Origin of the sequence: Actinoallomurus liliacearum, assembly GCF_039542035.1 — a bacterium.
GTDB classification, from domain to species: domain Bacteria; phylum Actinomycetota; class Actinomycetes; order Streptosporangiales; family Streptosporangiaceae; genus Actinoallomurus; species Actinoallomurus liliacearum.
Genome location: NZ_BAABHJ010000005.1, coordinates 352,310 through 376,379, shown reverse-complemented (window position 1 = coordinate 376,379; position 24,070 = coordinate 352,310). Strand labels below are relative to the sequence as shown.

Annotated in this window: 18 protein-coding genes and 1 tRNA gene; 9 read left to right on the top strand and 10 right to left on the bottom strand. The window is 70.3% G+C overall.

All coding sequences use genetic code 11. The features are described from left to right. Entirely contained in the window at nucleotides 1-975 is a 975-nt protein-coding gene (locus tag ABD978_RS09395) for a helix-turn-helix transcriptional regulator (protein WP_345351635.1), read from the top strand. A gap of 195 nt (nucleotides 976-1,170) precedes the next feature. Here the strand turns inward: ABD978_RS09395 and ABD978_RS09390 are convergent, their stop codons facing one another. Then, nucleotides 1,171-2,175, bottom strand: a complete 1,005-nt coding sequence (locus ABD978_RS09390; RefSeq protein WP_345351632.1) for a DMT family transporter — start codon at nucleotides 2,173-2,175, stop codon at nucleotides 1,171-1,173. A 49-nt stretch (nucleotides 2,176-2,224) separates the two neighbouring features. On the opposite strand from ABD978_RS09390, the gene ABD978_RS09385 reads away from it, so the two are divergent. The 5 genes from ABD978_RS09385 (at nucleotide 2,225) to ABD978_RS09365 (ending at nucleotide 7,326) form a co-directional block, all read left to right on the top strand. Beyond that, entirely contained in the window at nucleotides 2,225-2,791 is a 567-nt protein-coding gene (locus tag ABD978_RS09385) for a TetR/AcrR family transcriptional regulator (RefSeq protein ID WP_345351629.1), read from the top strand. A 31-nt stretch (nucleotides 2,792-2,822) separates the two neighbouring features. After that, nucleotides 2,823-3,581, top strand: a complete 759-nt coding sequence (locus ABD978_RS09380) for a TIGR03560 family F420-dependent LLM class oxidoreductase (RefSeq protein WP_345351626.1) — start codon at nucleotides 2,823-2,825, stop codon at nucleotides 3,579-3,581. A gap of 74 nt (nucleotides 3,582-3,655) precedes the next feature. Beyond that, nucleotides 3,656-4,660, top strand: coding sequence for an NAD-dependent epimerase/dehydratase family protein (locus tag ABD978_RS09375; RefSeq protein ID WP_345351623.1), 1,005 nt, complete (start codon nucleotides 3,656-3,658; stop codon nucleotides 4,658-4,660). Nucleotides 4,661-5,050: 390 nt separating this feature from the next. Continuing rightward, nucleotides 5,051-6,631, top strand: coding sequence for an alpha/beta fold hydrolase (locus ABD978_RS09370; protein ID WP_345351620.1), 1,581 nt, complete (start codon nucleotides 5,051-5,053; stop codon nucleotides 6,629-6,631). 263 nt (nucleotides 6,632-6,894) lie between these two features. After that, on the top strand, nucleotides 6,895-7,326 hold the full coding sequence (locus ABD978_RS09365) for a site-specific integrase (protein ID WP_345351617.1): 432 nt from the start codon (nucleotides 6,895-6,897) through the stop codon (nucleotides 7,324-7,326). A gap of 296 nt (nucleotides 7,327-7,622) precedes the next feature. Here the strand turns inward: ABD978_RS09365 and ABD978_RS09360 are convergent, their stop codons facing one another. Beyond that, on the bottom strand, nucleotides 7,623-8,951 hold the full coding sequence (locus ABD978_RS09360) for an erythromycin esterase family protein (RefSeq protein WP_345351614.1): 1,329 nt from the start codon (nucleotides 8,949-8,951) through the stop codon (nucleotides 7,623-7,625). A 63-nt stretch (nucleotides 8,952-9,014) separates the two neighbouring features. On the opposite strand from ABD978_RS09360, the gene ABD978_RS09355 reads away from it, so the two are divergent. Next, nucleotides 9,015-9,599: a helix-turn-helix domain-containing protein gene (locus ABD978_RS09355; protein WP_345351611.1), complete on the top strand. Its 585-nt coding sequence runs from the start codon at nucleotides 9,015-9,017 to the stop codon at nucleotides 9,597-9,599. A gap of 421 nt (nucleotides 9,600-10,020) precedes the next feature. Here the strand turns inward: ABD978_RS09355 and ABD978_RS09350 are convergent. The 3 genes from ABD978_RS09350 to ABD978_RS09340 all read right to left on the bottom strand — a co-directional run bounded on the left by ABD978_RS09350 (nucleotide 10,021) and on the right by ABD978_RS09340 (nucleotide 12,573). Beyond that, a tRNA-Thr gene (locus ABD978_RS09350) sits at nucleotides 10,021-10,093 on the bottom strand. A gap of 62 nt (nucleotides 10,094-10,155) precedes the next feature. After that, nucleotides 10,156-11,661, bottom strand: a complete 1,506-nt coding sequence (locus tag ABD978_RS09345; RefSeq protein WP_345351608.1) for an alpha/beta hydrolase — start codon at nucleotides 11,659-11,661, stop codon at nucleotides 10,156-10,158. Nucleotides 11,662-11,745: 84 nt separating this feature from the next. After that, nucleotides 11,746-12,573, bottom strand: a complete 828-nt coding sequence (locus ABD978_RS09340) for a PSP1 domain-containing protein (RefSeq protein WP_345351605.1) — start codon at nucleotides 12,571-12,573, stop codon at nucleotides 11,746-11,748. A 188-nt stretch (nucleotides 12,574-12,761) separates the two neighbouring features. Here ABD978_RS09340 and ABD978_RS09335 point away from each other — a divergent pair, with 188 nt between their 5' ends. Continuing rightward, on the top strand, nucleotides 12,762-15,539 hold the full coding sequence (locus tag ABD978_RS09335; protein WP_345351602.1) for a lectin: 2,778 nt from the start codon (nucleotides 12,762-12,764) through the stop codon (nucleotides 15,537-15,539). 60 nt (nucleotides 15,540-15,599) lie between these two features. Here ABD978_RS09335 and ABD978_RS09330 read toward each other — a convergent pair whose 3' ends face one another. Continuing rightward, nucleotides 15,600-16,457 carry a fructosamine kinase family protein gene (locus ABD978_RS09330; RefSeq protein ID WP_345351599.1) on the bottom strand — a complete coding sequence of 286 codons (858 nt, stop codon included), beginning with the start codon at nucleotides 16,455-16,457 and terminating at the stop codon, nucleotides 15,600-15,602. 3 nt (nucleotides 16,458-16,460) lie between these two features. Continuing rightward, complete coding sequence (locus tag ABD978_RS09325) at nucleotides 16,461-16,940, bottom strand: low molecular weight protein-tyrosine-phosphatase (protein WP_345351596.1); 480 nt, start codon at nucleotides 16,938-16,940, stop codon at nucleotides 16,461-16,463. A gap of 164 nt (nucleotides 16,941-17,104) precedes the next feature. Between ABD978_RS09325 and ABD978_RS09320 the strand changes: the two genes are divergently transcribed. Beyond that, nucleotides 17,105-18,619 carry an outer membrane protein assembly factor BamB family protein gene (locus tag ABD978_RS09320; protein WP_345351593.1) on the top strand — a complete coding sequence of 505 codons (1,515 nt, stop codon included), beginning with the start codon at nucleotides 17,105-17,107 and terminating at the stop codon, nucleotides 18,617-18,619. A gap of 98 nt (nucleotides 18,620-18,717) precedes the next feature. On the opposite strand, the gene ABD978_RS09315 is transcribed toward ABD978_RS09320, so the two are convergent. The 3 genes from ABD978_RS09315 to tmk all read right to left on the bottom strand — a co-directional run bounded on the left by ABD978_RS09315 (nucleotide 18,718) and on the right by tmk (nucleotide 24,046). After that, the gene (locus ABD978_RS09315) at nucleotides 18,718-20,436 is read right to left on the bottom strand and encodes a S8 family peptidase (RefSeq protein WP_345351590.1); all 1,719 of its coding nucleotides are present in this window, start codon (nucleotides 20,434-20,436) and stop codon (nucleotides 18,718-18,720) included. Nucleotides 20,437-20,601: 165 nt separating this feature from the next. Next, nucleotides 20,602-21,756: a DNA polymerase III subunit delta' gene (locus tag ABD978_RS09310; protein ID WP_345351587.1), complete on the bottom strand. Its 1,155-nt coding sequence runs from the start codon at nucleotides 21,754-21,756 to the stop codon at nucleotides 20,602-20,604. A 271-nt stretch (nucleotides 21,757-22,027) separates the two neighbouring features. Further along, nucleotides 22,028-24,046 carry a dTMP kinase gene (tmk, locus tag ABD978_RS09305; RefSeq protein WP_345351584.1) on the bottom strand — a complete coding sequence of 673 codons (2,019 nt, stop codon included), beginning with the start codon at nucleotides 24,044-24,046 and terminating at the stop codon, nucleotides 22,028-22,030. Nucleotides 24,047-24,070: the final 24 nt, after the last annotated feature.

The window sequence follows — 24,070 nt, the reverse complement described above, 5'->3', positions numbered from 1 at the left end:
ATGCTGGAAACCTCGGCGCGGCTGCTGCGCCTGCTCTCGCTGCTCCAGACGCCCCGCGAGTGGACGGGCGCCGAACTGGCCGAACGGCTGTCGGTCAGCACCCGCACCATCCGCAACGACGTCGAACGCCTGCGAAACCTCGGCTATCCGGTGCACGGCAACCGAGGCGCGGTGGGCGGCTACCGGCTCGGTGCCGGGGCCGCGCTGCCGCCGCTGCTGCTCGACGATGAAGAGGCGGTCGCGGTGGCGATCGGGCTGCGCACCGCCGCCGGGGGCACGATCACGGGAGTCGAGGAGACCTCGCTGCGCGCGCTGACCAAACTGGAGCAGGTGCTACCGGCCCGGCTCCGGCGCCGTGTCAACGCCCTCCAGCGGTACGCCGTCGCGGTACCCCGGGACGACTCGGGCCCGCGGGTGGACGCGGACACGCTGAGCGCCCTCGCCGCCGCCTGCCGGGATCACGAGCGCCAGCGATTCGACTACCGAAGCCACGACGGCTCCCAGAGCCGGCGCGACGTGGAACCATACCGGCTGGTCAACTGGGGACGACGGTGGTACCTCGTCGCGTTCGACGTCGAGCGGGCCGACTGGCGGACGTTCCGCGTGGATCGGCTCCACCCACGCACCCCGGCGGGGCCCCGATTCACCCCCCGCGATCTCCCCGAGGAGGCCATCGACCAGGTACGCCGCGGCGCGTCGTCGGCCGCCTGGCGATACCGGGCCCAGGTCGTCATCCACGTACCGGCCGAACAACTCGCCGAACGGATCAACGCCGCCATCGGCACGATCACGCCGGTCGACGACACCCACTGCCTGCTGGACACCGGCGCGGGCAGCGTGGAGGCACTCGCGGTTCACCTCGGCCTGCTCGGCGTCGACTTCACCGTGACGGAGCCGGCGGAACTCGTCGAACTCGTACGTGCACTCGCCGACCGCTATCACCGCGCCACCGAGCCATGGCCGCAGGACACCTAGGCGGACGAAGACCGCCCACATGGACGCGAGTACGCCCCTTCGAGGACCATGACATCGTCCCCGGTTCTCCCGGATCTCAAAGGCCATCGCATCCCCTCAACAGAGGTGTTGCAACGACCACTAGAACCCAAGTGATCGGAAGGGGCATTTGAGACGGCTCTATGATCTTCGTGGTTGAAGAGTGCGTTCACAGCCTCAACCAGGACCTCGCCGCCGGATGGCCGCGCAGCGTCGTGGGCACGGCTTTGGTGCATTCGGTGAAGGTTCCGATGCCTTCCGGTCTGCTGCGAGGCGTGGTGCGCTACGGGCGATCAGTGCCGCGACGAGCGCGAGCGTGAGCCCGACCGAGGTGACAAGGGTGAGGGGCTCCCCGAACATCACGGCACCCCAGATGGAAGTGACGGGTGCGATGAAGAACATCAGGCTGTTGACCGGAGTGACACCGATGCGCTGGACCAAGAACCAGTAGAGGCCGTAGCCGCCGAAGGTCGCGAGCAGGATCAGCCACGCCATGGCGATCCAGAACGAGGGCGAGGAAGGCGGGGTGGCGGTCCCAGTGGCGACGGCGAGGACGGTGAACACGATGGCCGAGGTGGTGCAGTGGATCGCCAACGCCTGCAAGGGTGGGGTGAGTATGTTGGCGCGGCGTTCGAGGATCGTGGACGCGATGAGGCTGAGCATGCCGACGAAGGGGACCAGATAGGCCCACCTGGGGGCCTGAGTCGCGGGCAGGGAGGCGTCGGTCCAGCTGACGAGGATCGCGCCGACGAGTCCGAGCACCAGCCCTGCCCACTGACGCCCCGCCACTGCGACGCCGAGTAGCGGGCCTACGAGCGCGGCCGCGACGAGTGGCTGCACTCCGTCGATGAGGGCGGTGGTGCCCGTGCTCACCCCGAGACCGATAGCCCAGTAGACGGTGAGCAGGTACCCGGACTGCGAGAGCAGACCGATGAGCACGTGGCGTGCCACGTCGCCGCCCGAGGGCGGTGGGGATCCTCGCCTGCGTCGTGTCAGCACGGCGGCGAGGAGGAGAACCGCCAGCGGCAGGAACCGCCACATCAGGATCGTGGTGACCGGAGCCTCGGCGGCGCCGAGCTTCGCGCCGACGAACCCCGAGGACCAGCAGAGCACGAACAAGGCCGCGAGAACGCTCGTCGACCATGCCCGCAGCGCGTTAGGTATACCGATCTGTTTACCCATGCGGCACGACTATACAGATCGGTATATCGATGGCGGTATCCTGGGTGTCATGAGCGAGGCCATCGACTGGACCCCCAAGGCGCACGCTGTACTCCAGGCCGCCTCTGACCTGTTCTACGAGCGCGGCATCCATGCCGTCGGAGTCGATGTCATCGCCAAACGCGCCGGAGTCACCAAGAAGACGCTGTACGACCGGTTCGGGTCCAAGGAGCGCCTGGTCGTGGAGTACCTGACGGAGCGCGACAGCCAGTGGCGCAGGTTCCTCGACGGCCACTTGGTCCCGGCCGACCCGTCCCCGCGCGGCCAGGTCGCCGCCGTCTTCAACGCTTCGGCAGCATGGGCGCGGGAGCGAGGACGGAAAGGGTGCAGCATGATCAACGCGCACGCCGAAATCAGCGACCCCGCGCACCCGGCGTACCCCGTGATCATGGGACAGAAGCGCTGGATGCTGGCCCTCTTCACCGATCTGGCCGCCGCAGCCGGCGTTGCCGATCCCCGACAGGTCGGTGAGCACATCATGCTGCTCCATGAGGGAGCCGTCGTGACCGCCGGCATGCGCGCCATTGAGGACCCCTTCACCAGCGCAGCCGTCGCCGCCTCCGCTCTACTGGAATGACGTGGTCCGTCTCCGCGGAGGACTCATCTGGGTGGGAGATCACCTGATCCAGGCCAATCCGTATGACACAGCAGGCGACGACATGCTCGAGGCCTACACCCCCCTGGGGTTCCTGGCGGCCCGGACCGAGCGTGTCCGCCTCGGCGCCATGGTCACAGCGGTGACCTTCCGTCCACCGAGCCTGCTGATCAAGGCCGTCACCAGCCTCGACGTGCTGTCGGGTGGCCGGGCATGGTTCGGGATCGGCGCCGGCTACAACGAGACGGAGGCGCAGGCGATGGGACTGCCGCTACCGCCGACCAAGGAACGGTTCGAGCGGCTGGAGGAGACGCTACGGCTGGCCCGGCAGATGTGGGCGGGTGTGGAAGCCCCGTTCGAGGGCGTGCACTACCGGCTGGAGCATCCCACGAACCGGCCGAACTCGTTGTGCCGTCCGCATCCGCCGATCGTGGTGGGAGGCGCCGGTGAGAAGAAGACGCTACGTCTGGTGGCGGCCTATGCCGATGCCTGCAATCTGTTCGACATTCCCGGGCGGGGGGACCTCCTGCGACGCAAGCTCGATGTGCTCGCCGGGCATTGTCAGGCCGTCGGCCGTCCGTTCGGTGAGATCGAAAAGACGATAAGCAGCCGCCTGGAGGCCGACGAAACCCCGACAGCGGTCGCTGAGCGCTGCGCGGCCTTCGCCGAGTTGGGGATCGACCACATCGTCATGATCGTTGACGGTGCCTGGACGGTCGAAGCCGTTGAGCGGGTGGCCGCGGCAGCCGGCCTCGTCGCCCACCCCGCGTAAGCGACTCCGATGCGGCGCTACGCCCTCTGCGAACCGCCTTCCGGAAACCCTGTCGGACGGACTCGACTGTTCGCATGCGACTCCTCGTTCTCGGCGGCACGGCCTGGCTCGGCGGTTACATCACGACGATGGCATTGGAACGTGGACACCACGTCACCTGCCTGGCTCGTGGGGAGTCCGGGACCGTTCCGCGCGGCGCGGAGTTCAAGCGCGCCGACCGAGACGGCCCCGATGCTTACAGCGAAGTCGTGCGCACCGATTGGGATGTGGTGGTCGACGTATCCCGTCAACCGGGGCAGGTCGAACGCGCGACCGCGGCTCTCGCCGGCTGCGCCGGATCATTCATTTTCGTCTCGTCGGTGAACGTGTACGCCGATTACTTCAGACCCGGAGATGACGAAGGCGCCGCCCTGCTCCCAGCGCTTGCCGGGGACGTCATGGAGACCATGGAAACGTACGGGCAGGCGAAGGTCGCGTGCGAGCGACGCGTGTTGAACGCTTTCGGCCCTGACCGTTCGCTCATCGCCCGCGTCGGGCTTATCGGCGGTCCAGGAGACATCTTCGACCGTACGGGCTACTGGCCGCTGCGGTTCGCCCGACCGGCTGCCGACGATGGCAGTGTGCTGGTGCCGGACGCGCCTGACCTGATGACGCAGGTGGTCGATGTTCGCGATGCGGCGACGTGGCTCATCGAAGCCGGCGAGGACTGCCTGAGCGGGGTCTTCAACGTCGTCGGCGAGACGCTCGCCCTGCCCGAGCACCTGGCGGTAGCGCGTGAGGTGGCCGACCACCGCGGCTCGGTAGTGTCGGTCGACCAAGAGTGGCTGCTCGCCCACGACGTCGCGCCGTGGATGGGCGAACGCTCCCTGCCTCTGTGGCTGCCTCTGCCCGAGTACGCCGGTTTCAGCTCTCGAGACGGCAGTGCGGCCAGAACCGCGGGCCTGGTTTCGCGGCCGCTCGCCGAGACACTCGCAGACACCCTTGCATGGGAACTGACCAGAGACCCGGAACGACCACGCCGCGCGGGGCTTTCCGACCACGACGAACGGCGCCTCCTGCATGCGCTCAACGCCGCATAGCGTCAACCTCTCTTCGGCAAGAGCACACGCTCAGAGCGAGCATGAGAGCGGTCGGCGGATCACTACGCCGGTGGCGCAAGTCCGGCGGGCGGGCCGGCTACCGCGATCGGCCCGGCGGGAGCACCGCCGGGCCGATACCGCCGCCACGACCGCGACCGCATGGAGCGAGCACGGCCGGAACAGAGACCCGGCGACGCTCGTGGCGCCGCCCTGACGCCCGGCCTAGCAACGCCGGCGCATGCCGACCGCCCGGGAGAGCGGTGAATGAGACCAATGGCGGGACCGGCGTGCGCCGTGAACGAGGCGGTGACCGATTCTGTGACGTTGCTGTGACCGGCTCCTTGGCAGTCTGCTCGGCATTCGTGTTTCCCACGAGGAAAAGGTTCTTTTATGAGACGTGCGAGAGTCGGGGGCATGGGTGGTCTGGCCTGCGTCGTTCTGACGCTGGGCAGTGCGGCACTGAGCAACGCCGTGCCGGCCGCCGCTGCGGCGAGTCGGTCGGGTTCGACTGTCGACTGGAAGCCCTGCCCCACCTATTCCGATGAGGCGATCGCGAGCCTGGGTACCCCCAACGAGCAGATACCGCAGTTCCGCGCGCAGATGAAGCGCCTGGAGTGCGGGACGATCAGCGTCCCACTGGACTACCGCCATCCGAAGGGCCGGAAGATCAGTATCGCGGTCACCCGGCTGGGCGCCGTGGACACCGAACACCGGCTCGGCGCGCTGGCGATGGCCCCGGGCGGGCCCGGCGGCAGCGGATATCTCGACCCCATCAGGATGACGCTCAGGAACAAGGTGATCGCCCAGCTCAACGACCGGTACGACCTCATCGGCTTCGATCCCCGTGGGGTGAACTACAGCACCAAGACCAACTGCGCGGGTACGCCTCCTCCCAATGCGGGACCCGGACCGCTGACCAAGGCGTCGGCCGAGCGGATCTACGAGGCGACGGCGGCCGACAACGCCGCCTGCGGGCGGTCCGATCCGGCCTTCCTCGGGCAGCTCACCACCGCGAACGTGGCCCGGGACCTGGATCGGGTGCGGGCCGCAATCGGCGAGCGCAGGCTCAACATCCTCGGCTTCTCGTGGGGCACCTGGCTCGGCGCGGTGTACCGCAGCCTCTTCCCCGGCCGTACGGGGCGCGTCTTCCTGGACAGCCCGGCGCCGCCATATACCAGCTTCGCCGAGCATGACGAGGGAGTCGCCGAGGCCACAGAGCGTGACTTCGCCCGTATGGCGGCGTGGCTCGCGCGCTACCACACGACGTACGGCCTGGGCGCCACCGCGCAGCAGGTGCGGGCCACGGTCTTGAAGCTGCGCCACGACTACGACGCCAACCCCAAGACGTTCACCGACCTGAACAGACCCATCGACGGCTCCTCGGTCGCCCAACTGGCCGGCATGACCTCACCTCACTGGCCGCAGGCCGGCCGAGCGCTCGCCGAGCTGCGGGACGCGACCAGCCCCCAAGCACCGCCTACCGTCAAAGAGATTCTCGGCGCCGAACCGCCCAAGCCCGTCCCCGGCGCACCCGAGATGATGAACATGACGATGAACCGGGCGACCATCTGCAACGAAGATCAGAGCCGGAGCGGCTTCTCCGCCGCCTGGACCGCCTACCAGCAGCGCCTCAAGCGCTACCCGGTAACGGCCTTCTACTTCGGCGCCGGATGCGCCGGCTGGCCGCTGCCCGTACAACAGACCCGGGTACACCGCACTGGCGGGTCGCTGGTGTTGTCCGGGCACCGTTACGACATCATGTCCGCCTACAAGTGGACCCTGCAGATGCAGGCCGCCATCGGCGGCAAGGTCTACACCGTCGACGACGACGTCCACATATCAGCCACATACGTGCCCGAATGCGCCGCAGACGTGGTGGCCTACTTCACCACCGGCCGGATCGACAACGGCTGCGACGGACAGAAGGCGCCAACACCGCAGGACGCACAACAAGCCGGATCCCGGACCTGACCACTCCACCGGAGCCAACAGCCGACAGGACAGATCAGGGTCCAGCCGGCAACGAATGGCCCAATGAGCTGCCCGGCTGCTCATTGGGCCGCCAGGCTCCGCATGGCCTTCGCCGTCGCTCCCATTCGGGTTTGAGCAGCCGGAGGTCTGGATCGGTGCGGCCGATGATGGCGGTGGACATCGGTGCAAGGCCGGCGGCCGTGAGGTAACGCGACGGCTTCGCGGAAGTTGCTGCTCACGGCGGCGATGACGCGTTCATCGTTATGAGCCGCCTCGATGACCTGCCGTACGCGGGGGCGCGGCGCGGTGAACTGCTCAACCTGCGCTGGTCTGACGTCGACCTCGACGGCAAGCAGATCACCATTACCGGGCCGGCGGGTGTGGTCGACGGTGAGCGGAAGGGACGACCAAGAGCGGCCCGACACCGTGACCGCGCTCCCCGCATGCTGATCAACGCCTACAACCACCCCAAGGGGGGAAGGCCGCCGGCCGAACCGCTGCCGTACGCGCGGCTGCACGACCTTCGGCACATCCACGCGACGACGCTTCTCCTGGCGGGCGTCCCCGTCCATGTCGTCACGGCCCGGCTGGGGCACGCTGACCCGGCGATCACACTCCGGGTCTACGCGCACGTCGTCCGCTCGGCCGAGACGGCTGCGGCGGACGTGTTCGCAAAGGCGATCAAGGCGGCGTAGGAGCCGCTGTTAGCAAACGCGTTGCAAAAGGCCCCTTCCGATGATCGGAAGGGGCCTCTGACCTGGGAGCCGCCTATCGGAATCGAACCGATGACCTATTCATTACGAGCTCCGGTAAGAACCGTTCGGCAACGTCCACTGAGGTACGCCCAGCCAGCTCAGACGGTATGTGGCGTACCTCGGCGGACGGGTACGGATCCCGCCTGACGCACCTCTGAATGAGACCACGTTTGAGACGGCTCTACGATCATCGCGGCAGAAGAGGGTGTTCGTGATTCCGGGTGTCGACCTGGTTTTCACCGCGGGTTCCAGCGCGAGAACGTCTCTTGTACGTCGTCGGGGGAGCAGGCGAGGGCGGCCCGGTCGGGTTCGGCCGCCGTGACGTTGGGGAGGTGGACGATGAGATCGTAGGCGTCGAGTGGGTTCAGGTCGACGTGGAAGGCGCCGAAACGTTGCCGGGCGGCGGCGCGGACGGCGTCGGCGTCAGCCGGTGACAGCCGCCGAAGGTCGGTCGCGAAGGGCCCGTCGTGACTGGCGGCCATGAGCGCGTCGAGAGTGCCGGGCTCCGGCGGCCCCATCTGCGTGAAGAGCGTGCCGGTGTAGAAGTCGGCCTCGGTGTTGAGGGTTTGGCCGGTTCCCGTGGTCGTACCGATGACGAGGTAGTCCTCGCCGAGCCGGTCGGCCAGGTGCATGCCCGCAGGTGTCGCCGCCTCCGGTACCCCGGGCAGGGGGAAGGGCCAGCGCTGGATGTGGCCGTTGTGGGCGGCCAGTACGATTCGGTCTTCGCGGCGCAGGATCCACTCGAGGTTGTCCGCGATCGCGGCGCCGCGGTCGAACATCACCGTCGGCCGGTCGCCGCGGGCCATCGCGCGGGCGAGCGCGTCGATGGTGATCGTGAGGTGCAGCGAGCGCAGTGCCCGCTCGTACGCGCCGGCCGTGGTCCGCCGGGTGTACTCGAGACGGCGTCCGGTCATGCGCACGGTCAGTTCGGCCAGGCCCGCGGTCAGCGCGTCCTTGGCCTGGGCCACGAGCTGTGCATAGGCGCCGATGGCCGTGGGGATGGAGAACGCCGATGACGCGGCGAAGACGGCGGCCGTCTCCCGGATGCTCGGATCCACCTGGTACTCGGGATCGGCCTGCGCCAGGTAGGCGATGACGGCGTCCAGGCTCGGCAGCAGGGATGTGTTGGAGCCGGACAGGTCGGCGCCGTAGAAGCCGACCGGCCGTGCGGCGGTCCGGTTGTGGTGCCGCATCCACTCCAGGTGGGCGCGCATCTGGGTCCACAGTCCCATCAGCGAGGTCATGCCGTTCGCCAGGACCTGGCTGAGATCGTCCTCACCACCCCGTACCCACGCGTCGGTCCGCCATCCTTCGGCGAATCCCGACTCCATTGCGTACGCACCGAACCCGTGCCGCTCGACCAGGTAGCGCAGCAGGCGGTGGCGGAGTCGGTAAGTCTCGCCGTTGTAGTGCGCGCTCTCCCCGATCGCCACCACCCGCGCGTCGCCGATCGCCTCATCCAGCCACTCCAGATCGTCCAGCGGCCCGGACGGATCCAGCGTGCGCAGCGGCATCACCGCCTGGCCGCTCAGCCCGGCCGTCGCCGTGGAGGTGCCCTCGGTCATTCGTACGCCTCCCTCGAATGTTCCCAATATTGGGAATGGTACCGAACGTGGGATAATTCGGCGGTGGACACGCTAGATCTGCTCCTGCACCCGGTACGGCTGCGCATCGTCTACGCCCTGTCCGGCGGTCGTGTGCGCTCCACCGCCGATCTGTGTGCGAGCCTGCCCGAGGTCCCGAAGACCACCCTGTACCGACATGTCGGCCTGCTGGCCGACGGTGGAGTGCTTGAGGTCGTCGGCGAGCAGCGCGTACGAGGCGCGGTGGAGCGTCGCTACCGCCTGCGTCGGGACCGGGCAATGATCGACGCGGAGGCGGGCGCCTCGATGTCACTGGACGACCACCGCCACGGGTTCGCCGCGGCCATGGCCGCCCTGCACGCGGAGTTCAACGCCTACCTCGACCGTCCCGGCGCCGACCCGTACGCCGACCTGGTGGGCTACCGACAGGGCATCCTCTGGCTCAGCCAGGACGAGCTCACCGAGATGATCGGCGAGTTCCGCGCCGTCGTCGCTGCCCGGACGCACAACCGGCCGGAACCCGGCCGCAGCCCCCGCCTGATGAGCCTGATCCAATTCCCGATCGACGAATCACCGCACCCCACGACCGACCACCAGACGACCACCGCCCCTGAGCCCGACCCGCAGTGACACCCGGGGCCTGCCCCACAGCCCAGCCCCGGCCGACGGGCCCAAATGAAGCCCGAACACACCGGGTGGCCGACGCCGTCCGCCGCACACTCCCGTCGGCAAGAGCGCACGCTCAGGGCGAGCATGAGAGCGGTCGGCGGATCACTACCTCGGGGGCCTGGAGGAGTCCGGCGAGCGGGCCAACCACCACGATCGGCCCGGCAGGAGCACCGCCGTCGCCGACATCGCCGCCACGACGGCGACCGCATGGACGCGAGCACGGCCGGAACAGAGACCCGGCGACGCTCGTGGCGCGGCCCTGATGCCGGCCCTAGCAACGCCGGCGCATGTCGACCGCGCGGGGAGCGGTGTATGAGACCAAAAATGAAACAAAACGAGCCTGGGCGCCTCTCCCAAGGAGAGACGCCCAGGTCAACACGGGAGCCGCCTGTCGGAATCGAACCGACGACCTATTCATTACGAGTGAATCGCTCTGCCGACTGAGCTAAGGCGGCCTGCCACACGTGGTGTGACGCAGAGAGTCTACCGGGTTCTCCAGGCTCCTCGTACACCCATATCAGCGGCACATGGTGTTCTTCCGCGGTGGGGTCCCGGTGACCAGGTAGCGGTCCACGGCGGTGGTGATGCACGGGTTGCCCTGGAGGTAGGCGGTGTGGCCGTCGCCGTCGAGGCTGAGCAGGACGCCGGACTTCAGCTGCGACGCCAGGCCCTGAGCCCACTTATACGGGGTGGCCGGGTCGCGGGTGGTGCCGACGACCAGGATGGGCTTCGCGCCGTTGGCGGTGAAGGCGACAGGCTTGGTGTTGTCCTGGACGGGCCAGTAGCCGCACGGCAGGGTGCCCCAGACGACGAACTGGCCGAAGAGCGGAGCGGCCTTCTTCGCGCGGTCGGCCTGGTTCTGCCAGGCTGCCAGGTCGCGGTCATACGGCTTGTCGATGCAGTTGATGGCCATGTTGGCCTCGGTCTGGTTGGAGTAGCTGCCGTCCTTGTTGCGCTCGATGAGGAGGTCGCCGAGGCGGAGGAGGGTGGTGCCGTCGTTCTGGTCGATGGCGCTGCGCAGGGCCAGTTTCAACACCGGCCAGGTCTGCTTGTTGTAGAGCGCGGCGGCGACGCCGAGTTCGACCATGGAGTTGTTGACGGTGCGGCCGTCGCCCAGGCCGTTGTGGAGCGGTTTCTGCCTGGTCTGCTCGAAGAGCTGGCTCAGCCGGTCGAGGGCCGCGTCGGTGCTGCCGGTGCCGAGCGGGCAGTCCTTGGTCTTGACGCAGTCGGCGGCGAAGGACCTGGTGGCGGTGTCGAAGCCCTTGGCCTGCTCGATGTTGATCTCGTCGGCGCCGAGCTTCGGGTCGATGGCGCCGTCGAGGACGAGGGCGCGGACGTGCTTGGGGAACTCCTGGGCGTAGTACGCGCCGAGGTAGGTGCCGTACGAGGCGCCGTAGTAGGTGAGGCCCTTGTCGCCGAGGGCGGCGCGCAGGACGTCCATGTCGTGGGCGGCGTTGGCGGTGCCGACGTACGGGAGCAGCGTGGGGATGCGGGTCTTGCACTCGTCGGCCCACATCTTGCTGACGTCGACGAGACCGTTGAGCTGGGCCTGGTCGGTGGGCGAGGTGTCGGTTTCGAAGAACTTGTCGAGCTGCTTGCCGGTCAGGCAGCGGACCGGTGGGCGACTCTGGCCGACGCCGCGCGGGTCGAAGCCGACGATGTCGAAGTTGCGGCGCAGGTCGGGGCCGAACGAGCGGGCGGAGCCGCGGGCGAACTCGACGCCGGAGCCGCCGGGGCCGCCGGGGTTGAGCACGAGCGATCCCCTGCGCTGGCCGCCCTCGGCGGGCAGCCGGATCACGGGGAGCGTGAGAAGGCGGCCGGTCGGGTGGGCGTAGTCGAGCGGGACGTGGATGCTGCCGCACTGGAAGCCGTTGCCGCAGTCGCGCCAGGAGATGTGCTGGGCGTAGACCGGCGTGCTGCCGCTGGGAGTGGGGGCCGACGCGGTGGACTTCGGAGCGTCCGTGCAGGCCGTCACCACGATCGCGGCCGCCGCCAGCACGGAGACCGTACGGAACTTCTTCACGCCGTCACCGTTCTCGTCGCCATTGGGTTCGCTGGCAGCCTACGCGGATCTACCCCCGTTTTCGCTACTCAGCGTACTGGCGAGTCATCCCAGAGTGTCGCCATAGCGCTGGTCGTGCTGTTTGCGGGGTGAGCAGACCGACGCGGACGGGCAGGCGCAGCGGCCGCCGCCGTCGAGCCGTACGGCGACCGTGTCGGAGGGCACGTTGCGGCCGACGACCTGTCCGGGGCCGGACTCGGTCTGTACCCGCGCGCCGAGCCGGGGCATGCGGTTGTGCGCCTCGACGTACAGCGGGTGCTCGTACTTCAGGCAGCACATGAGCCGCCCGCAGGCGCCGGCGATGCGCAGCGGGTTGACCGGGAGGTCCTGCTCCTTGGCCATGCGCACCGACACCGGTTCGAAGTCCTTGAGGAAGGTGGCGCAGCACAGGTCGCGGCCGCACGGGCCGATGCCGCCCTGCAGGCGCGCCTCGTCACGCGGGCCGACCTGGCGCAGTTCGACGCGGGCCTTCATCGCGCGGGCGAGGTCGCGGACGAGCGCGCGGAAGTCGACGCGGTGCGGCGCGGTGAAGTAGATCTTGTAGACGTTGTCCTGGTCGAGGTAGTCGACGCCGATGACCTTCATCGGGAGGTCGTGCTTGCGGATCAGCCGCTTGGCGACGGAGCGCGCATCCACGCGTCGTCGGCGGTTCTCCTCGTCGCGGGCCAGGTGCTCCTCCCCGGCGATGCCCGCGCAGACCGGCAGCTCGACGTCCTCCGAGACGTACTGCGGGGCCCAGATGCACTCGGCGACCTCGGCACCGGCCTCGGTGGGGACGAGCACCTTGTCGCCGACCTTCGGCGAGTACGGCCCCGGGTCGAGGTAGTAGAGACGTCCGTACCGCGTGAAGCTGACGGCCATCATCATGCCCATGCCTCGCTCCGTCCGCCGGGGGGTCGACCTGCCCGTCAGACTACGCGCAACCGGTATGCCTCCGTCGTGAGCGAGATCACACGGATGGCCGACTTCTGACAAGATCATTGACCGCCCCATCGGACGGGGCGTAGACGTGATCCGGGCAACGTTGCCGTGATCAGCCTCCTCCGTGAAGGGCGACCCGTATGGCCCTCCCCCGCCCCGTCGATCCACCGAGAGCGCCCCGCTCCCTCACACTGCTCGTGGCGGTCGCCGCCGTCCTGGGCGCACTGCTGACGCCCGTACGGGCGGACGCCGCGTCCCTCGTCACGAACCCGGCTTCGCTGGTCAATCCCCTGCTCGGCACCACGAACGCGGCCGACGACTTCCCCGGCGCCGACGTGCCGTTCGGAATGGTGCAGTGGAGCCCCGACACGAACCCGCGGCCGTACGGCGGCGGTTACTCCTACACCGGCTCGACGATCACGGGGTTCAGCCTCACCCACATGGCCGGGCCGGGCTGCAAGGCGTACGGCGACGTCCCGATCATGCCGACCGTCGGCGCCGTCACCGACGCCGGCTCGGCGAGCGCGTCCTTCTCTCATGACGATGAGTCCGTCTCGCCCGGCTCCTACTCGGTCAAGCTGGGCAACGGCGTACGGACGGAGCTGACCACGACGACCCGCGGCGGGATCGGCCGGTTCACCTTTCCGGCCACCACCCGGGCGAACCTGCTGTTCAAGCTGACCGGCAGCCAGAACGGCACTTTCGCCGACACCTGGAAGGTCGTCGGTGACCGGGCCGTCGTCGGGTCGGTGACCAGCGGGAACTTCTGCGGCCAGGGCAACCGCTACACCGTCCACTTCGCCGTCACCTTCGACCGCCCGTTCGCGGCCGGTACGTGGCAGGCCACGACGCTGCGGCCGGGCGCGAAGTCCCTCACCGCCACCTCGGCCGCGCGGATGACGTCGCAGGCCGCCTCGGCCGAGGAGGGCGACGCACCGAACAGCCCGCACCCGCACGGCCCGCAGCGGCCGCAGGCCGCCCCGCTGACCGACCCGAACGGGGCATACCTGACGTTCGACACGACCAAGAACCCGGTGGTGACCGCCCGGGTCGGCCTCTCGTTCACCTCCGACGCCGAGGCCCAGGCCAACCGGGACGCCGAGGTCCGCACGCCGAGTTTCGAGCACGTACGGGCCGCCGCCCGTACGGCCTGGAACGCCGCCCTCGGCCGCATCCGTGTGGCCGGCGGCACGCTCGCGCAGCGGCACGTCTTCTACACCGCCCTCTACCACGCGCTCCTGCACCCGAACGTCATGAGCGACGCCGACGGCCGTTACATGGGCTTCGACAACGCCGTGCACCGGGTCGCCCACGGCCACGCCCAGTACGCCAACTACTCGGGCTGGGACATCTACCGCGCGCAGGCGCAGCTCCTCGGCATGATCGCGCCGGATCAGGCGAGCGACATCGCCCAGTCGGCGGTGAACGACTACGCGCAGAGCGGCCAGCTGCCGAAGTGGTCCCAGGCCAACGGCGAGACGTACACAATGATCGGCGACCCCATCGACCCGATCATCGCCGACCTGTACGCCTTCGGCGCCCGGCACTTCGACACGGCGGCGGCGAAGAACGCGATGGTCCATGGTGCGACGGTCGCCAGCAAGATCCGGCCGGGGCTGAACTACCTCGAGAGCATCGGGTACACGCCCAGCAACGGCGTGTACGGCTGCTGCAACTACAACGGCTCGGTCTCGACGACCCTGGAGTACAACACCGCCGACTTCGCCATCGGCGCGTTCGCCGGCGCGCTCGGCGACAAGGCCACGCAGACGAGGTTCGTCACCCGTGCCCAGGACTGGAAGAACCTCCTCAACACCACGAGCGGCTTCATGCAGCCCCGCACCGCCAGCGGCTCCTGGACGAGCGGATTCAACCCCGCGTCGAAGAGCAACATGACCGAGGGAACATCCTGGCAGTACACCGGCATGGTTCCGTTCAACGTGCGCGGTTTCGCCGACGCCAAAGGCGGGAACGCCGCGATGATCGCCTACCTGGACCACGTGCTCGCCGCGTACGACGGAAGCGGCGGCGACCACGCGAACCTCGGCAACGAGCCGAGCATCGAGCTGCCGTGGGAGTACGACTACGTCGGGCAGCCGTGGAAGACCCAGGCGATCATCCGCGACGTACGGGACAAGCTGTGGCCGGACTCCCCCACCGGCTGGGGCGTGGGCAACGACGACCTCGGCACGATGAGCGCCTGGTACGTCTGGGCGGCGATGGGCGTCTACCCCGAGACTCCGGGCACGGCCGACCTGGCGCTGGGCAGCCCGGAGTTCACCAAGATCGTCATCGCGCTCGGCACCGGCCGGAAGCTCACCATCGACGCGCCGAAGGCCGCGCCGGATGCGCCGTACGTCCACGGCGCCACCTGGAACGGCACGGCGTGGAACAACGCGTACCTGCGGCCGTCGGCCGTCCTTAAGGGCGGCACGCTCCACCTCGACCTCGGCACGACCGCCCGCACGTCCTGGGCCACGGCGCCGTCGTCGGCCCCGCCGTCCTACGCCGGCACCGGCGGCCCGGCGACGCGTACCGGGCCGATCACCTCGGCGATCGCGGGCAAGTGCGTCGACGTCCAGTCGAGCAGGGCCGCCAACGGCAACCCCGTCCAGATGTACGTCTGCAACGGGACCAACGCGCAGAAGTGGACCGTGCACGACGACGGCACGCTCACCGCATTCGGCCTGTGCATGGACGCCGACGGCACCGCGGACGGCGCGAAGGTGCGCCTGTGGGAGTGCGGTGCCACCGGCGGCGGACAGCGGTGGATGTACGACGCGTCGGGCAGGGCACTGGTGAACAAGGAGTCCGGCAAGTGCCTCGCGGACCCGGACGACACCGGCGCCAACGGCACGCAGCTGCAGCTCGGTGCCTGCGACGGCGGTCCCGGGCGGCAGTGGACGCTACCGAGCTGACGGTCAGAGCCCGCGCGAAATGGGCGCCGGGAGCCCGGCATTCCATTCCGTGCGGGCTCTTCAGCAGGCGCGCAGCACGGATCGCGCGGCGTCGAGGGCCTGTCCACGGTAGGCCCGGCCGTAGAGGACGGCGTGGACGAGCAGCGGGTGCAACTGGTGCAGCGGCACCCGCTGCCGCCACCCGGCGGTGAGCGGCGCCGCCTCGTCGTACGCGGCGAGGATCCGTTCGAGCTGCGGCGCGCCGAACAGCGCCAGCATCGCCAGGTCGGTCTCGCGGTGCCCGGCGTGCGCGGCCGGGTCGATGAGCCAGGCCCGGTCGCGGTCCCACAGGACGTTGCCGGACCACAGGTCGCCGTGGATCCGGGCGGGCGGCTCGGCGGGGCCGGCGACGTCCGGGATCCGGGCGGCGGCGCGTTCGACCAGCGCGGCGTCGGCCGCCGACAGCGCTCCCCGGTCCACCGCCATCCGGACGTACGGCAGCAGGCGGCGCTCGGCGTACCACTCCGGCCAGGACGATCCGGCCGTGTTGTCCAGCGGCAGCTCGGCGATGTAGCCGCGCCACGGCGCGCCGTACGACTCCGCGCCCGCGCCGTGCAGGACGGCCAGCTCCCGCCCGAACCGCTCGGCCGCCGCCGGTGTCGGCGCGCTCCCCCCGATCCACGGCAGGACGAGGGTGGTCTCGTCGGCGGCCAGCACCTCGGGAACGGGACCCTGCGCGTCGCCCGCGACCCGCCGCCAGCCCTCCGCCAGCCAGCGCAGCCCCGCCGCCTCGGCCGCGAACAGCCCGTCGATGCGCCGCCGGGCCTCCTTCACGAAGAGCCGTCGCCCGTCGGTGAGGGTGGCCCGCCGCAGCGACCACTCGTGGCTCGTGCCCAGGTCGGTGACCTCGGCGACGGGTGTGCCGAGGAGCCGGTCCACGGGTCAGCCGGCGTTCTTGAGCTGCTCGCGCACGTGGTCGAGCAGGCCGGGGACGGCCGCCTCGATCTGCTCGCGCACCTCCTCGAAGGCGGAGTTGCGGCCGTAGTACGGGTCGGCGACGTCGAGGTGCCCGGCATCCGGGTCGAACTCGCGCAGCAGCCGGATCTTCGCGGCGGCCTCCTCGTCCGGGGCGAGGTATCGCAGGTCGCGCTGGTGTCCCTGGTCCAGTGCGATGATCAGGTCGTACCGGTCGAACCAGGCGGCCTCGAACTGCCGCGCCCGGTGCGCGGAGGTGTACCCGGCGCGGCGCAGCGTCGCGACCGTGCGCTCGTCGGCGGGGTCGCCGACGTGCCAGTGTCCGGTGCCGGAGCTGTCGACCTCCACGTCGAGGCCGTCTTCTTCGACGTGCCGGCGGAAGACGTGCTCGGCCATCGGGGAGCGGCAGATGTTGCCCGTGCAGACGAATGTGACGCGGTACGGCATGCGGAAAGCCTATTCAGCGCCCGGCCATTCGGCATCCACAGGTTGTGGACGACCGCTCGGATGGCGGCAACCGAATCCGCCTCTCGGGAGTCTCATCGTTCAACGCTTCGGCTGTTCCGGACTGGCCGTTCCATCCCAGCCGCAAGCGAAAGAGGAGCGCTGGGATGTCCGTGGACAACGGGTTCCGGATCGTGCCGCCGGAGCCGACGCGTAAGCCGCCCAGGCGGATTCTCCCGATCGTCATCGGAGTGATCGGCGCGGTCCTGCTGGGGACGGTGCTCACGATGCTGGTCGCCAGCTTCTGGACCCTGGGCACCGAGGCCGGCGGATCGTGCGGAACGGACCGCAATGGGATCTCGTACGGGCCGTGTCCCCGGGGGACGGCCTGGATGCTGCCGGTCTCGATCGTCTCGCTCTTCGTCGTGGTCCCGGCCGCGATGCTCTGCGTCGTGCGGGCGGGCTCCCGCCGGCTCGGCTGCCTCGGCGTCATCGTCCTCGCCCTCGTGGGGGTCCTCCCCGGAATGGCCGTCTTCCGCTGGTCGCACGGCCGGACGCTCGCCGCGGTGTGGCAGGCGCCGCCCGACCGGCCGACCACGACGGAGGGGCTCGGCGGCTGGCTCTCCGGAACGACGGTGGTCCGCGCCCGGTTCGACCGCCTGGTCGGCTACGACGTCGCCACCGGCGCCGTGCGCTGGACCTACACCGTGCCCGGACGCGACGTCCTGTGCGCGATGAGCCGTACGACCGCCGACGGCGTCGGCCTGATCGCGCACGGCGCCGAGACGCAGCCGTGCGGCCGGGTGACGGCCGTCGACCTGAACACCGGCCGCGCGCTGTGGGAGCGCGGCGTGCCCGCCGACGGCATCTCGTCGTCGATCAGCTCGGACGTCCTCGCCGTCACGGACGGCATGGCGGCCGTGCAGACCTCTCAGGCGGTCATGGCGCTGCGCCTGCGGGACGGCACTCCCCTCTGGCAGGACAAGGCGGCCGACCGCTGCCGCCTGGCGACCGTCACCGCCGGCCACGACCAGGTCCTGACGACGGTCTCCTGCTTCGAGCAGGTGCCGCGGATCCGCGCCCTGGACGCCGCCACCGGGCGCGCCCGGTGGACGGTCAAGGCGCCCATCCAGGGCACCTCCGCGAACATCCGGCCGCTCTCGGCGGACCCCGCGGTCTTCGCCGTCCAGGAGGGCGGGCAGCGGGGCGTCAGCGTCATCGCCTCGTTCGACGAGACGGGCCGGGTGCGGGCGACGATCCCGATCGACGACGGGCAGCGGCGGCTGGACGTGAGCGACCACGGGTTCCGGGCCACGCCCGCCCGTCACCTGGTCCTGCAGGACGGGTTCCTGGTGGCCAAGGCGCAGCTGCCGGGCGGCAAGTACCGCCTGGTCGGCTACGACCTGGCCGACGGCCGGCTGCGCTGGTCGACCGGTGTCGGCGACTTCGCCGCGCTGCAGGCCGAGCCCGGACTCGTGCACGTCCTCGGCGGCACCTCGTGGAAGCCGGGTCTGTGGGCGCTGTCCCTGCGCGACGGCAGGCTGACCTACGTCGGCGTGCCCCGCTTCCCCGGCGATGACGACGACGAGCTGTTCTACTCGGCCGGGAGCCGCTACATCGTGCTCACCGAGCGGGCGGTGATCCCGCACAGCGCCCCGGTCTCCGCCTTCCGGGCCCGCTGACCCGGCCCCAGACGCGCACGGCCGAAGACGAGCACGGCCCGAGACGGGCACGGCCCATCCGCGCGGTGCGGGTGGGCCGTGCCTCACGAAGCGGGGCGTCAGCGGCCCACGGCGTGCAGGGCGTCCACGACGCCGCTGCCGAAGAAGCCGTTGTGGCCGGCCGACCCCTCACAGGTGTGGGTGGCGGTCACCTTCTGGTACGTGCCGTCCGCCTGCAGCACGTAGCGCGTGTACGTGAAGGCGCTCGGCGACGGGCAGGCCTGCTCGGTGGCCGTGCCCTGCAGGATCCGCTGGACGACGTCCGGGGACAGGGTCAGGCCGCCGTGCCTCGGGTCGCGGTGCCCGTACCGGCTGACGATCAGCGCCGCGACGCCGGTGGCGTGCGGGGAGGCCATCGAGGTGCCCTGCAGGTACTGGTAGTAGGCGCAGGTCGTGCCCTTGCAGTCGCGGACGACGTACGGGACGTTCGGCGTGCCGTCGGCGTTCAGCTCACCGCGGGCGCGGGCCAGCGACTCGGGGTAGGCCGCGAGGATGCCCTTGGTGACGTCGCGCTTGCCGTCGGCGGTGTCGTACACGTCACCGCCGGGCGCGGCGACGTCCACGTAGCCGTTGCCGTAGTCGGAGTAGTACGCCTTACGGCCGCTGACGCCGACCGAGGAGACCGCGATGACGTTCTGGCCCTCGCTGGGCTCGGAGACGCAGCTCGGCGGGATCGTGCGGCTGTACGGGGCCTCGCCGGGCGTGGCCACGTAGTCCGGGCTCGAGGTGTCGATGATCGTCTTGGTGTAGTCGGTCGCCCCGTTGCCCGCCGCCGAGACCATCGTGACGCCGTGCCGGTGGGCGTAGGCCAGGGCGCGTTCGGTGGCGGCGATGACCGTACGCTGCTCGGCCTGGTACTCCGGCGAGTCGGCCGGGTTGTCCGGGCAGTTGAACAGCCACGGGTCGGTGTAGAAGCTCATGTTGACCACGTCGATGCCGGCGTCCGCGGCGTACGTGATCGCGTCCACGACCGGCTGCAGGAAGAAGAAGCCCGAGTCCTGCCCGGCCCGTACGTTGACGAGGGTGACGCCCGGCGCCACGCCGGCGATGCCGAGCCCGTTGAGCGGGGAGGCGATCGTCGAGGCGACGTGCGTGCCGTGCTCGTTGTCGTCCTCGTCGACCGGGTCGACGCAGGAGGGGTGTTCACAGGGGCCGTCGACCTCGGCGCCGTTGGCGTCGACCGGGATGTCCGTGGTGAAGTTGCGGCTGAGCCTCCGGTCGAAGTTCGCCTTGATGTCGGGATGGTTGCCGTCGATGCCGGTGTCGATGACCCCCACCAGCACTCGGCGGTCACCGGGTTCCACCTTGTAGGACCCGTCGGCGGTCGCGTGGATCTTCTGCATGTCCCACTGGCTGCCGGCGAGGGGGTCGCCCTTGACCTTCTTCGCGGCGGTGCCGTGGCCTCCGCCGTCACGTCCCTCCTTCTCGACCGCGATGTTCTTGTCGGCCGCCCGGCGCGTGATCTTGGGAGCCTCGCCGACGGCCCGGTTGCGCGCGACCCCGTCGACGGCGGACTGCCGCCGGGCGTCGGTGCCGAACGCGCTGCGCGTCGAGCGGACCGTGGCCAGTCCCACGGCCGTGTTCTCCCGGACGATGGTGCCGCCCGCGGCCTTGATCGCCGCGTGCGCCTGCTCAGGGGAGACGCCGTCCTTGTAGAGCACGACGTACTCCGTGGCCTTTCCGCCGGCCGAGGCCGTCGGTGAGGGCCCCGCCTGAGCGGGTGCCGCGAGCGCCGCCGTCACAGCGACGCAGGCGGCCAGAACGATGGCACGCCGCACTGCACACCTCCGTTGGTGTCAACCTGCTGCCGGTAAAGAACAGGCAATGGAGGCATCAGAGCGGTTCAACGGGTGGTTGGTCCAGTGGTGCGACGGGTGAGATCTATGGCCGGTAATGGCCATGGAGGACGATCCGCGCCACGCTGGGGCGCCGGACCGGCGGAATCAGCCGGTGCGCAGGGCCATCGCCATGGCCTCGACCGCGAGCTGGGGATTGACGTTGGCCTGCAGACGCTCCCGGCAGACCATGATCGCCTCGAGGCGGCGCAGCGTGGCCTCCGGCGGCCCGGACACCGACCGCAGCTCCCGGGCCCGGTCGGTGTTGACCAGCTCCACCCCCGCGCCGAGCTGCACGACGAGCAGATCCCGGTAGTACGAGGCCAGGTCCAGGAGCGCGCGGTCGAGGGAATCGCGCTTCATGCGGGTCGTCCGGGACTTCTGCCGGTCCTCGAGCTCCTTCAGGGCGCCCGCGGTGCCGCGCGGCATGCGGCCCTTGGCGCTCTCGCCGAGCGCCTGGCGCAGCGCAGCGGTCTCCTCCGCGTCCAGCTCCGCGCCGAGGTCCTTGGCCTCGGCCTCCGCGGCCTTCACGAGGGCCTCGGCGGCGTCGACGGCGGGCCCGACACCGTTCAGGCGGCCGGGGACGGCCAGCACCTCGGCCCGGCGCCGGCGCGCCTGCTCGTCGGTGGCCAGGCGCTTCGCCCGGCCGACGTGCCCCTGCGCGGCCCGGGCCGCCGCGGCCGCGACGTCCGGGTCGATCCCGTCACGGCGTACGAGGACGTCGGCGACCGCGTGCGCGGGGGGCGTCCGCAGCGTCACGAGCCGGCAGCGGGACCGGATCGTCACGACCAGGTCGTCCGGCGACGGCGCGCACAGCAGCCAGACCGTACGGGCCGGAGGCTCCTCGATGGCCTTGAGCAGCGCGTTCGCGGCCTGCTCGGTGGACCGGTCGGCGTCCTCGAACAGCACGATCCGCCAGCGCCCGCCGGTCGGTGAGGAGGCGGCCCGCAGCACCAGCGCGCGAGTCTCCCGGACGCCGTACGACAGCCCGGCGGGGCGTACGACCTCGACGTCGGCGTGGCTGCCGGACAGCACCTGGTGGCAGGACGCGCAGTGCCCGCAGCCCTGGTCGGGGCACAGCAGCGCGGCGGCGAACGCCCGGGCCGCGGTCGAGCGCCCCGATCCGGGCGGGCCCGTGAACAGCCAGGCGTGCGTCATGCCGCCGCCGCCCGTACCGGCCAGGGCGTCGGCTCCGGCGGCCGCGGCGGCGCGCAGCTGCTCGATGACGGGCTCCTGCCCGACCAGGTCGTCGTACACCGTCACGCGTCGATCCCCTCCAGCCCCGTGGCGCATTCGATGCTAGGGCCTGGCGCGAGCGTTCGCCGCATGGGCCGACCGACTCGGTGTCCCCATGCCACCCCGCGCTCGGCGATGCGGGCGCGACACTCGGTGAAAGGCCACCCTGCCCGGTGGTTCATCCCGAGAGCGGGCCCGCTCTCGGCGGCTTCGCCGAGCGTTACGCCCGCGTCGACGGCGACCTCCGGGGGCCGGGCGGTCCCGCCACGACGCGGAGTGGTCGTTCCCAGGTCGGCGGTCAGTCGCTGATGACCGGCATCGTGCTCGTGACGGCCTCGGCGGTGGCCGGGACGGGGTCCGGCAGGATGGCGCGGACCCGGTCGTGGATCTGCCGGGTGATCTGCTCCTGGGGCTGGGTGGCGTCGACGACGAGGTACCGGTGCGGCTCGGCCTCGGCGAGGGCCCGGAACCCGCGGCGTACGCGCTCGTGGAACTCCCGGGGCTCGGACTCGATCCGGTCGGCCGGGGACGCGAACCGGCTCAGCCCGACCTCGGACGGCACGTCCAGCACGATCGTCAGGTCGGGGGTGAGCCCGCTGGTGGCCCAGCGGTTCACCTCGGCGATCTCCTTGACCTTCAGCTCGCGGCCGGCGCCCTGGTAGGCCAGGGACGAGTCGACGTACCGGTCGGTGACGACGATCGCGCCGCGCTCCAGCGCCGGCTGGATGACCTCGGCGACGTGCTGCGCGCGGTCCGCCGCGTACAGCAGGGTCTCGGCGCGGGCAGACAGGCCCGAGGTCTCCTTGTCCAGCAGCAGCGCGCGCAGCCGCATTCCGATCTTCGTCGAGCCCGGCTCGCGGGTCGTGACGACGTCGAAGCCCTGGTCGCGAAGCCAGATCGCCAGCAGGCGGGCCTGCGTGGTCTTCCCGGCGCCCTCCCCGCCCTCGAACGCGACGAACACGCCGCGCTCGCCGTGCCCCGGCTCCTCCGGGACGTACTCCTCACCGCGCAGCGCGGCCAGCAGGTCACGGGACAGCGGGATGCCCTTGCGGTCGTCCATCTGCCGGTAGGCGAGGAGGCCGACGATGACGGCGATCAGGGCGCCGAGCAGCAGCACCACGTTCGGGCCGGCGAAGCGGTAGACGCCGTCCGCGACCTTGATCCGGTACTCGCCGACCCCCACGGCGATGAACGGCACGGCGGCGACGGTGAGCAGCAGCACGACCCGGACCAGCGACTGCAGGAACGCCCACGTACGGCCGCGGAGGCTGTCCTCGACCTCCAGGCCGACCAGCGTGTAGCCGATCACCCAGGCGATGCCGGCGCCCGCCCCGAGCAGCGCGGTCAGCAGGCAGACGATGACGAGGTTCTGGATGATGGCGATCAGCGCCAGCGCGACGCCGGACCCTATGATCGCCAGGCCGAACAGCCGACGGCGGCTGAAGTCCTTCAGGATGCGGGGGGCCAGGAACATCCCGACCGCCATGCCCACGAAGACCATGCCGAAGACGACACCGTACGCGGCGTCGCCCCCGCCCAGGGCCTTGACGTAGACCTTGGCGACGCCGATCACCGCGCCACCCGCGGCGAACGCGCCGATGATCCCGACGGTCAGGCCGCGCACCATCGGCGTCGAGCCGACGAACCGCCAGCCGTCGACGATCTGCTTGAGGACCGACGGGACCGAGACCTTGCCGTCCTGCCGGGGGATCTCGCGCAACGAGAAGATCGTGAGCGCGGAGACCAGGAAGGTCACCGCGTTGATGTACAGCGCGAGGTCGGCCTGCTGCTGGTGGGTCTTGAAGATGACCCCGGAGATCAGCGCCAGCACCGAGAACGTCCCCGCCGCCACCGGCGCCGAGCCGTACGTCGAGATGAGGCTGATCTGGTTGGCCTTCTCGAGCCGGTCCTTGGGCACCAGGTTCGGGACCGTGGCCTCCTTGGCCGGGATCCAGAACAGCGTCACGATCTCGACCAGGAAGGTGGCGACGAACAGCCAGTCGAGCCGCCCGACGATCGGGATCGACAGGAACAGGCTGAACCGCAGGATGTCCGCGATCACCATCGTGGTGCGGCGGTCGAAGCGGTCGGCCACCGCGCCGGCGAGCGGCCCGAAGATCAGCGCCGGCAGCAGCTTGATGACGAGCACGCCGCCGATCGCGTAGTTCTGCGCCGACCCCTTGGTCAGTGAGCCGGCCAGCGCGGTCAGCGCCAGGATGCTGAGCCAATCGCCGAAACTCGACAACGACAGGGCGATCCATAGCCGACGGAACGGCTTGATCGACAGCACGCCGGAAGAGCTGCCCGTTCTGGTCATTGTGTCAGCGTATCCACCTGAGAG

What these genes read in the sequence shown, in the direction of transcription:
- ABD978_RS09395 (WP_345351635.1), top strand. Translation starts at nt 1, where the DNA reads ATGCTGGAAACCTCGGCGCGGCTGCTGCGCCTGCTCTCGCTGCTCCAG.
- ABD978_RS09390 (WP_345351632.1), bottom strand. Translation starts at nt 2,175, where the DNA reads ATGGGTAAACAGATCGGTATACCTAACGCGCTGCGGGCATGGTCGACG.
- ABD978_RS09385 (WP_345351629.1), top strand. Translation starts at nt 2,225, where the DNA reads ATGAGCGAGGCCATCGACTGGACCCCCAAGGCGCACGCTGTACTCCAG.
- ABD978_RS09375 (WP_345351623.1), top strand. Translation starts at nt 3,656, where the DNA reads ATGCGACTCCTCGTTCTCGGCGGCACGGCCTGGCTCGGCGGTTACATC.
- ABD978_RS09370 (WP_345351620.1), top strand. Translation starts at nt 5,051, where the DNA reads ATGAGACGTGCGAGAGTCGGGGGCATGGGTGGTCTGGCCTGCGTCGTT.
- ABD978_RS09365 (WP_345351617.1), top strand. Translation starts at nt 6,895, where the DNA reads ATGAGCCGCCTCGATGACCTGCCGTACGCGGGGGCGCGGCGCGGTGAA.
- ABD978_RS09360 (WP_345351614.1), bottom strand. Translation starts at nt 8,951, where the DNA reads ATGACCGAGGGCACCTCCACGGCGACGGCCGGGCTGAGCGGCCAGGCG.
- ABD978_RS09340 (WP_345351605.1), bottom strand. Translation starts at nt 12,573, where the DNA reads ATGGGCATGATGATGGCCGTCAGCTTCACGCGGTACGGACGTCTCTAC.
- ABD978_RS09335 (WP_345351602.1), top strand. Translation starts at nt 12,762, where the DNA reads ATGGCCCTCCCCCGCCCCGTCGATCCACCGAGAGCGCCCCGCTCCCTC.
- ABD978_RS09325 (WP_345351596.1), bottom strand. Translation starts at nt 16,940, where the DNA reads ATGCCGTACCGCGTCACATTCGTCTGCACGGGCAACATCTGCCGCTCC.
- ABD978_RS09320 (WP_345351593.1), top strand. Translation starts at nt 17,105, where the DNA reads ATGTCCGTGGACAACGGGTTCCGGATCGTGCCGCCGGAGCCGACGCGT.
- tmk (WP_345351584.1), bottom strand. Translation starts at nt 24,046, where the DNA reads ATGACCAGAACGGGCAGCTCTTCCGGCGTGCTGTCGATCAAGCCGTTC.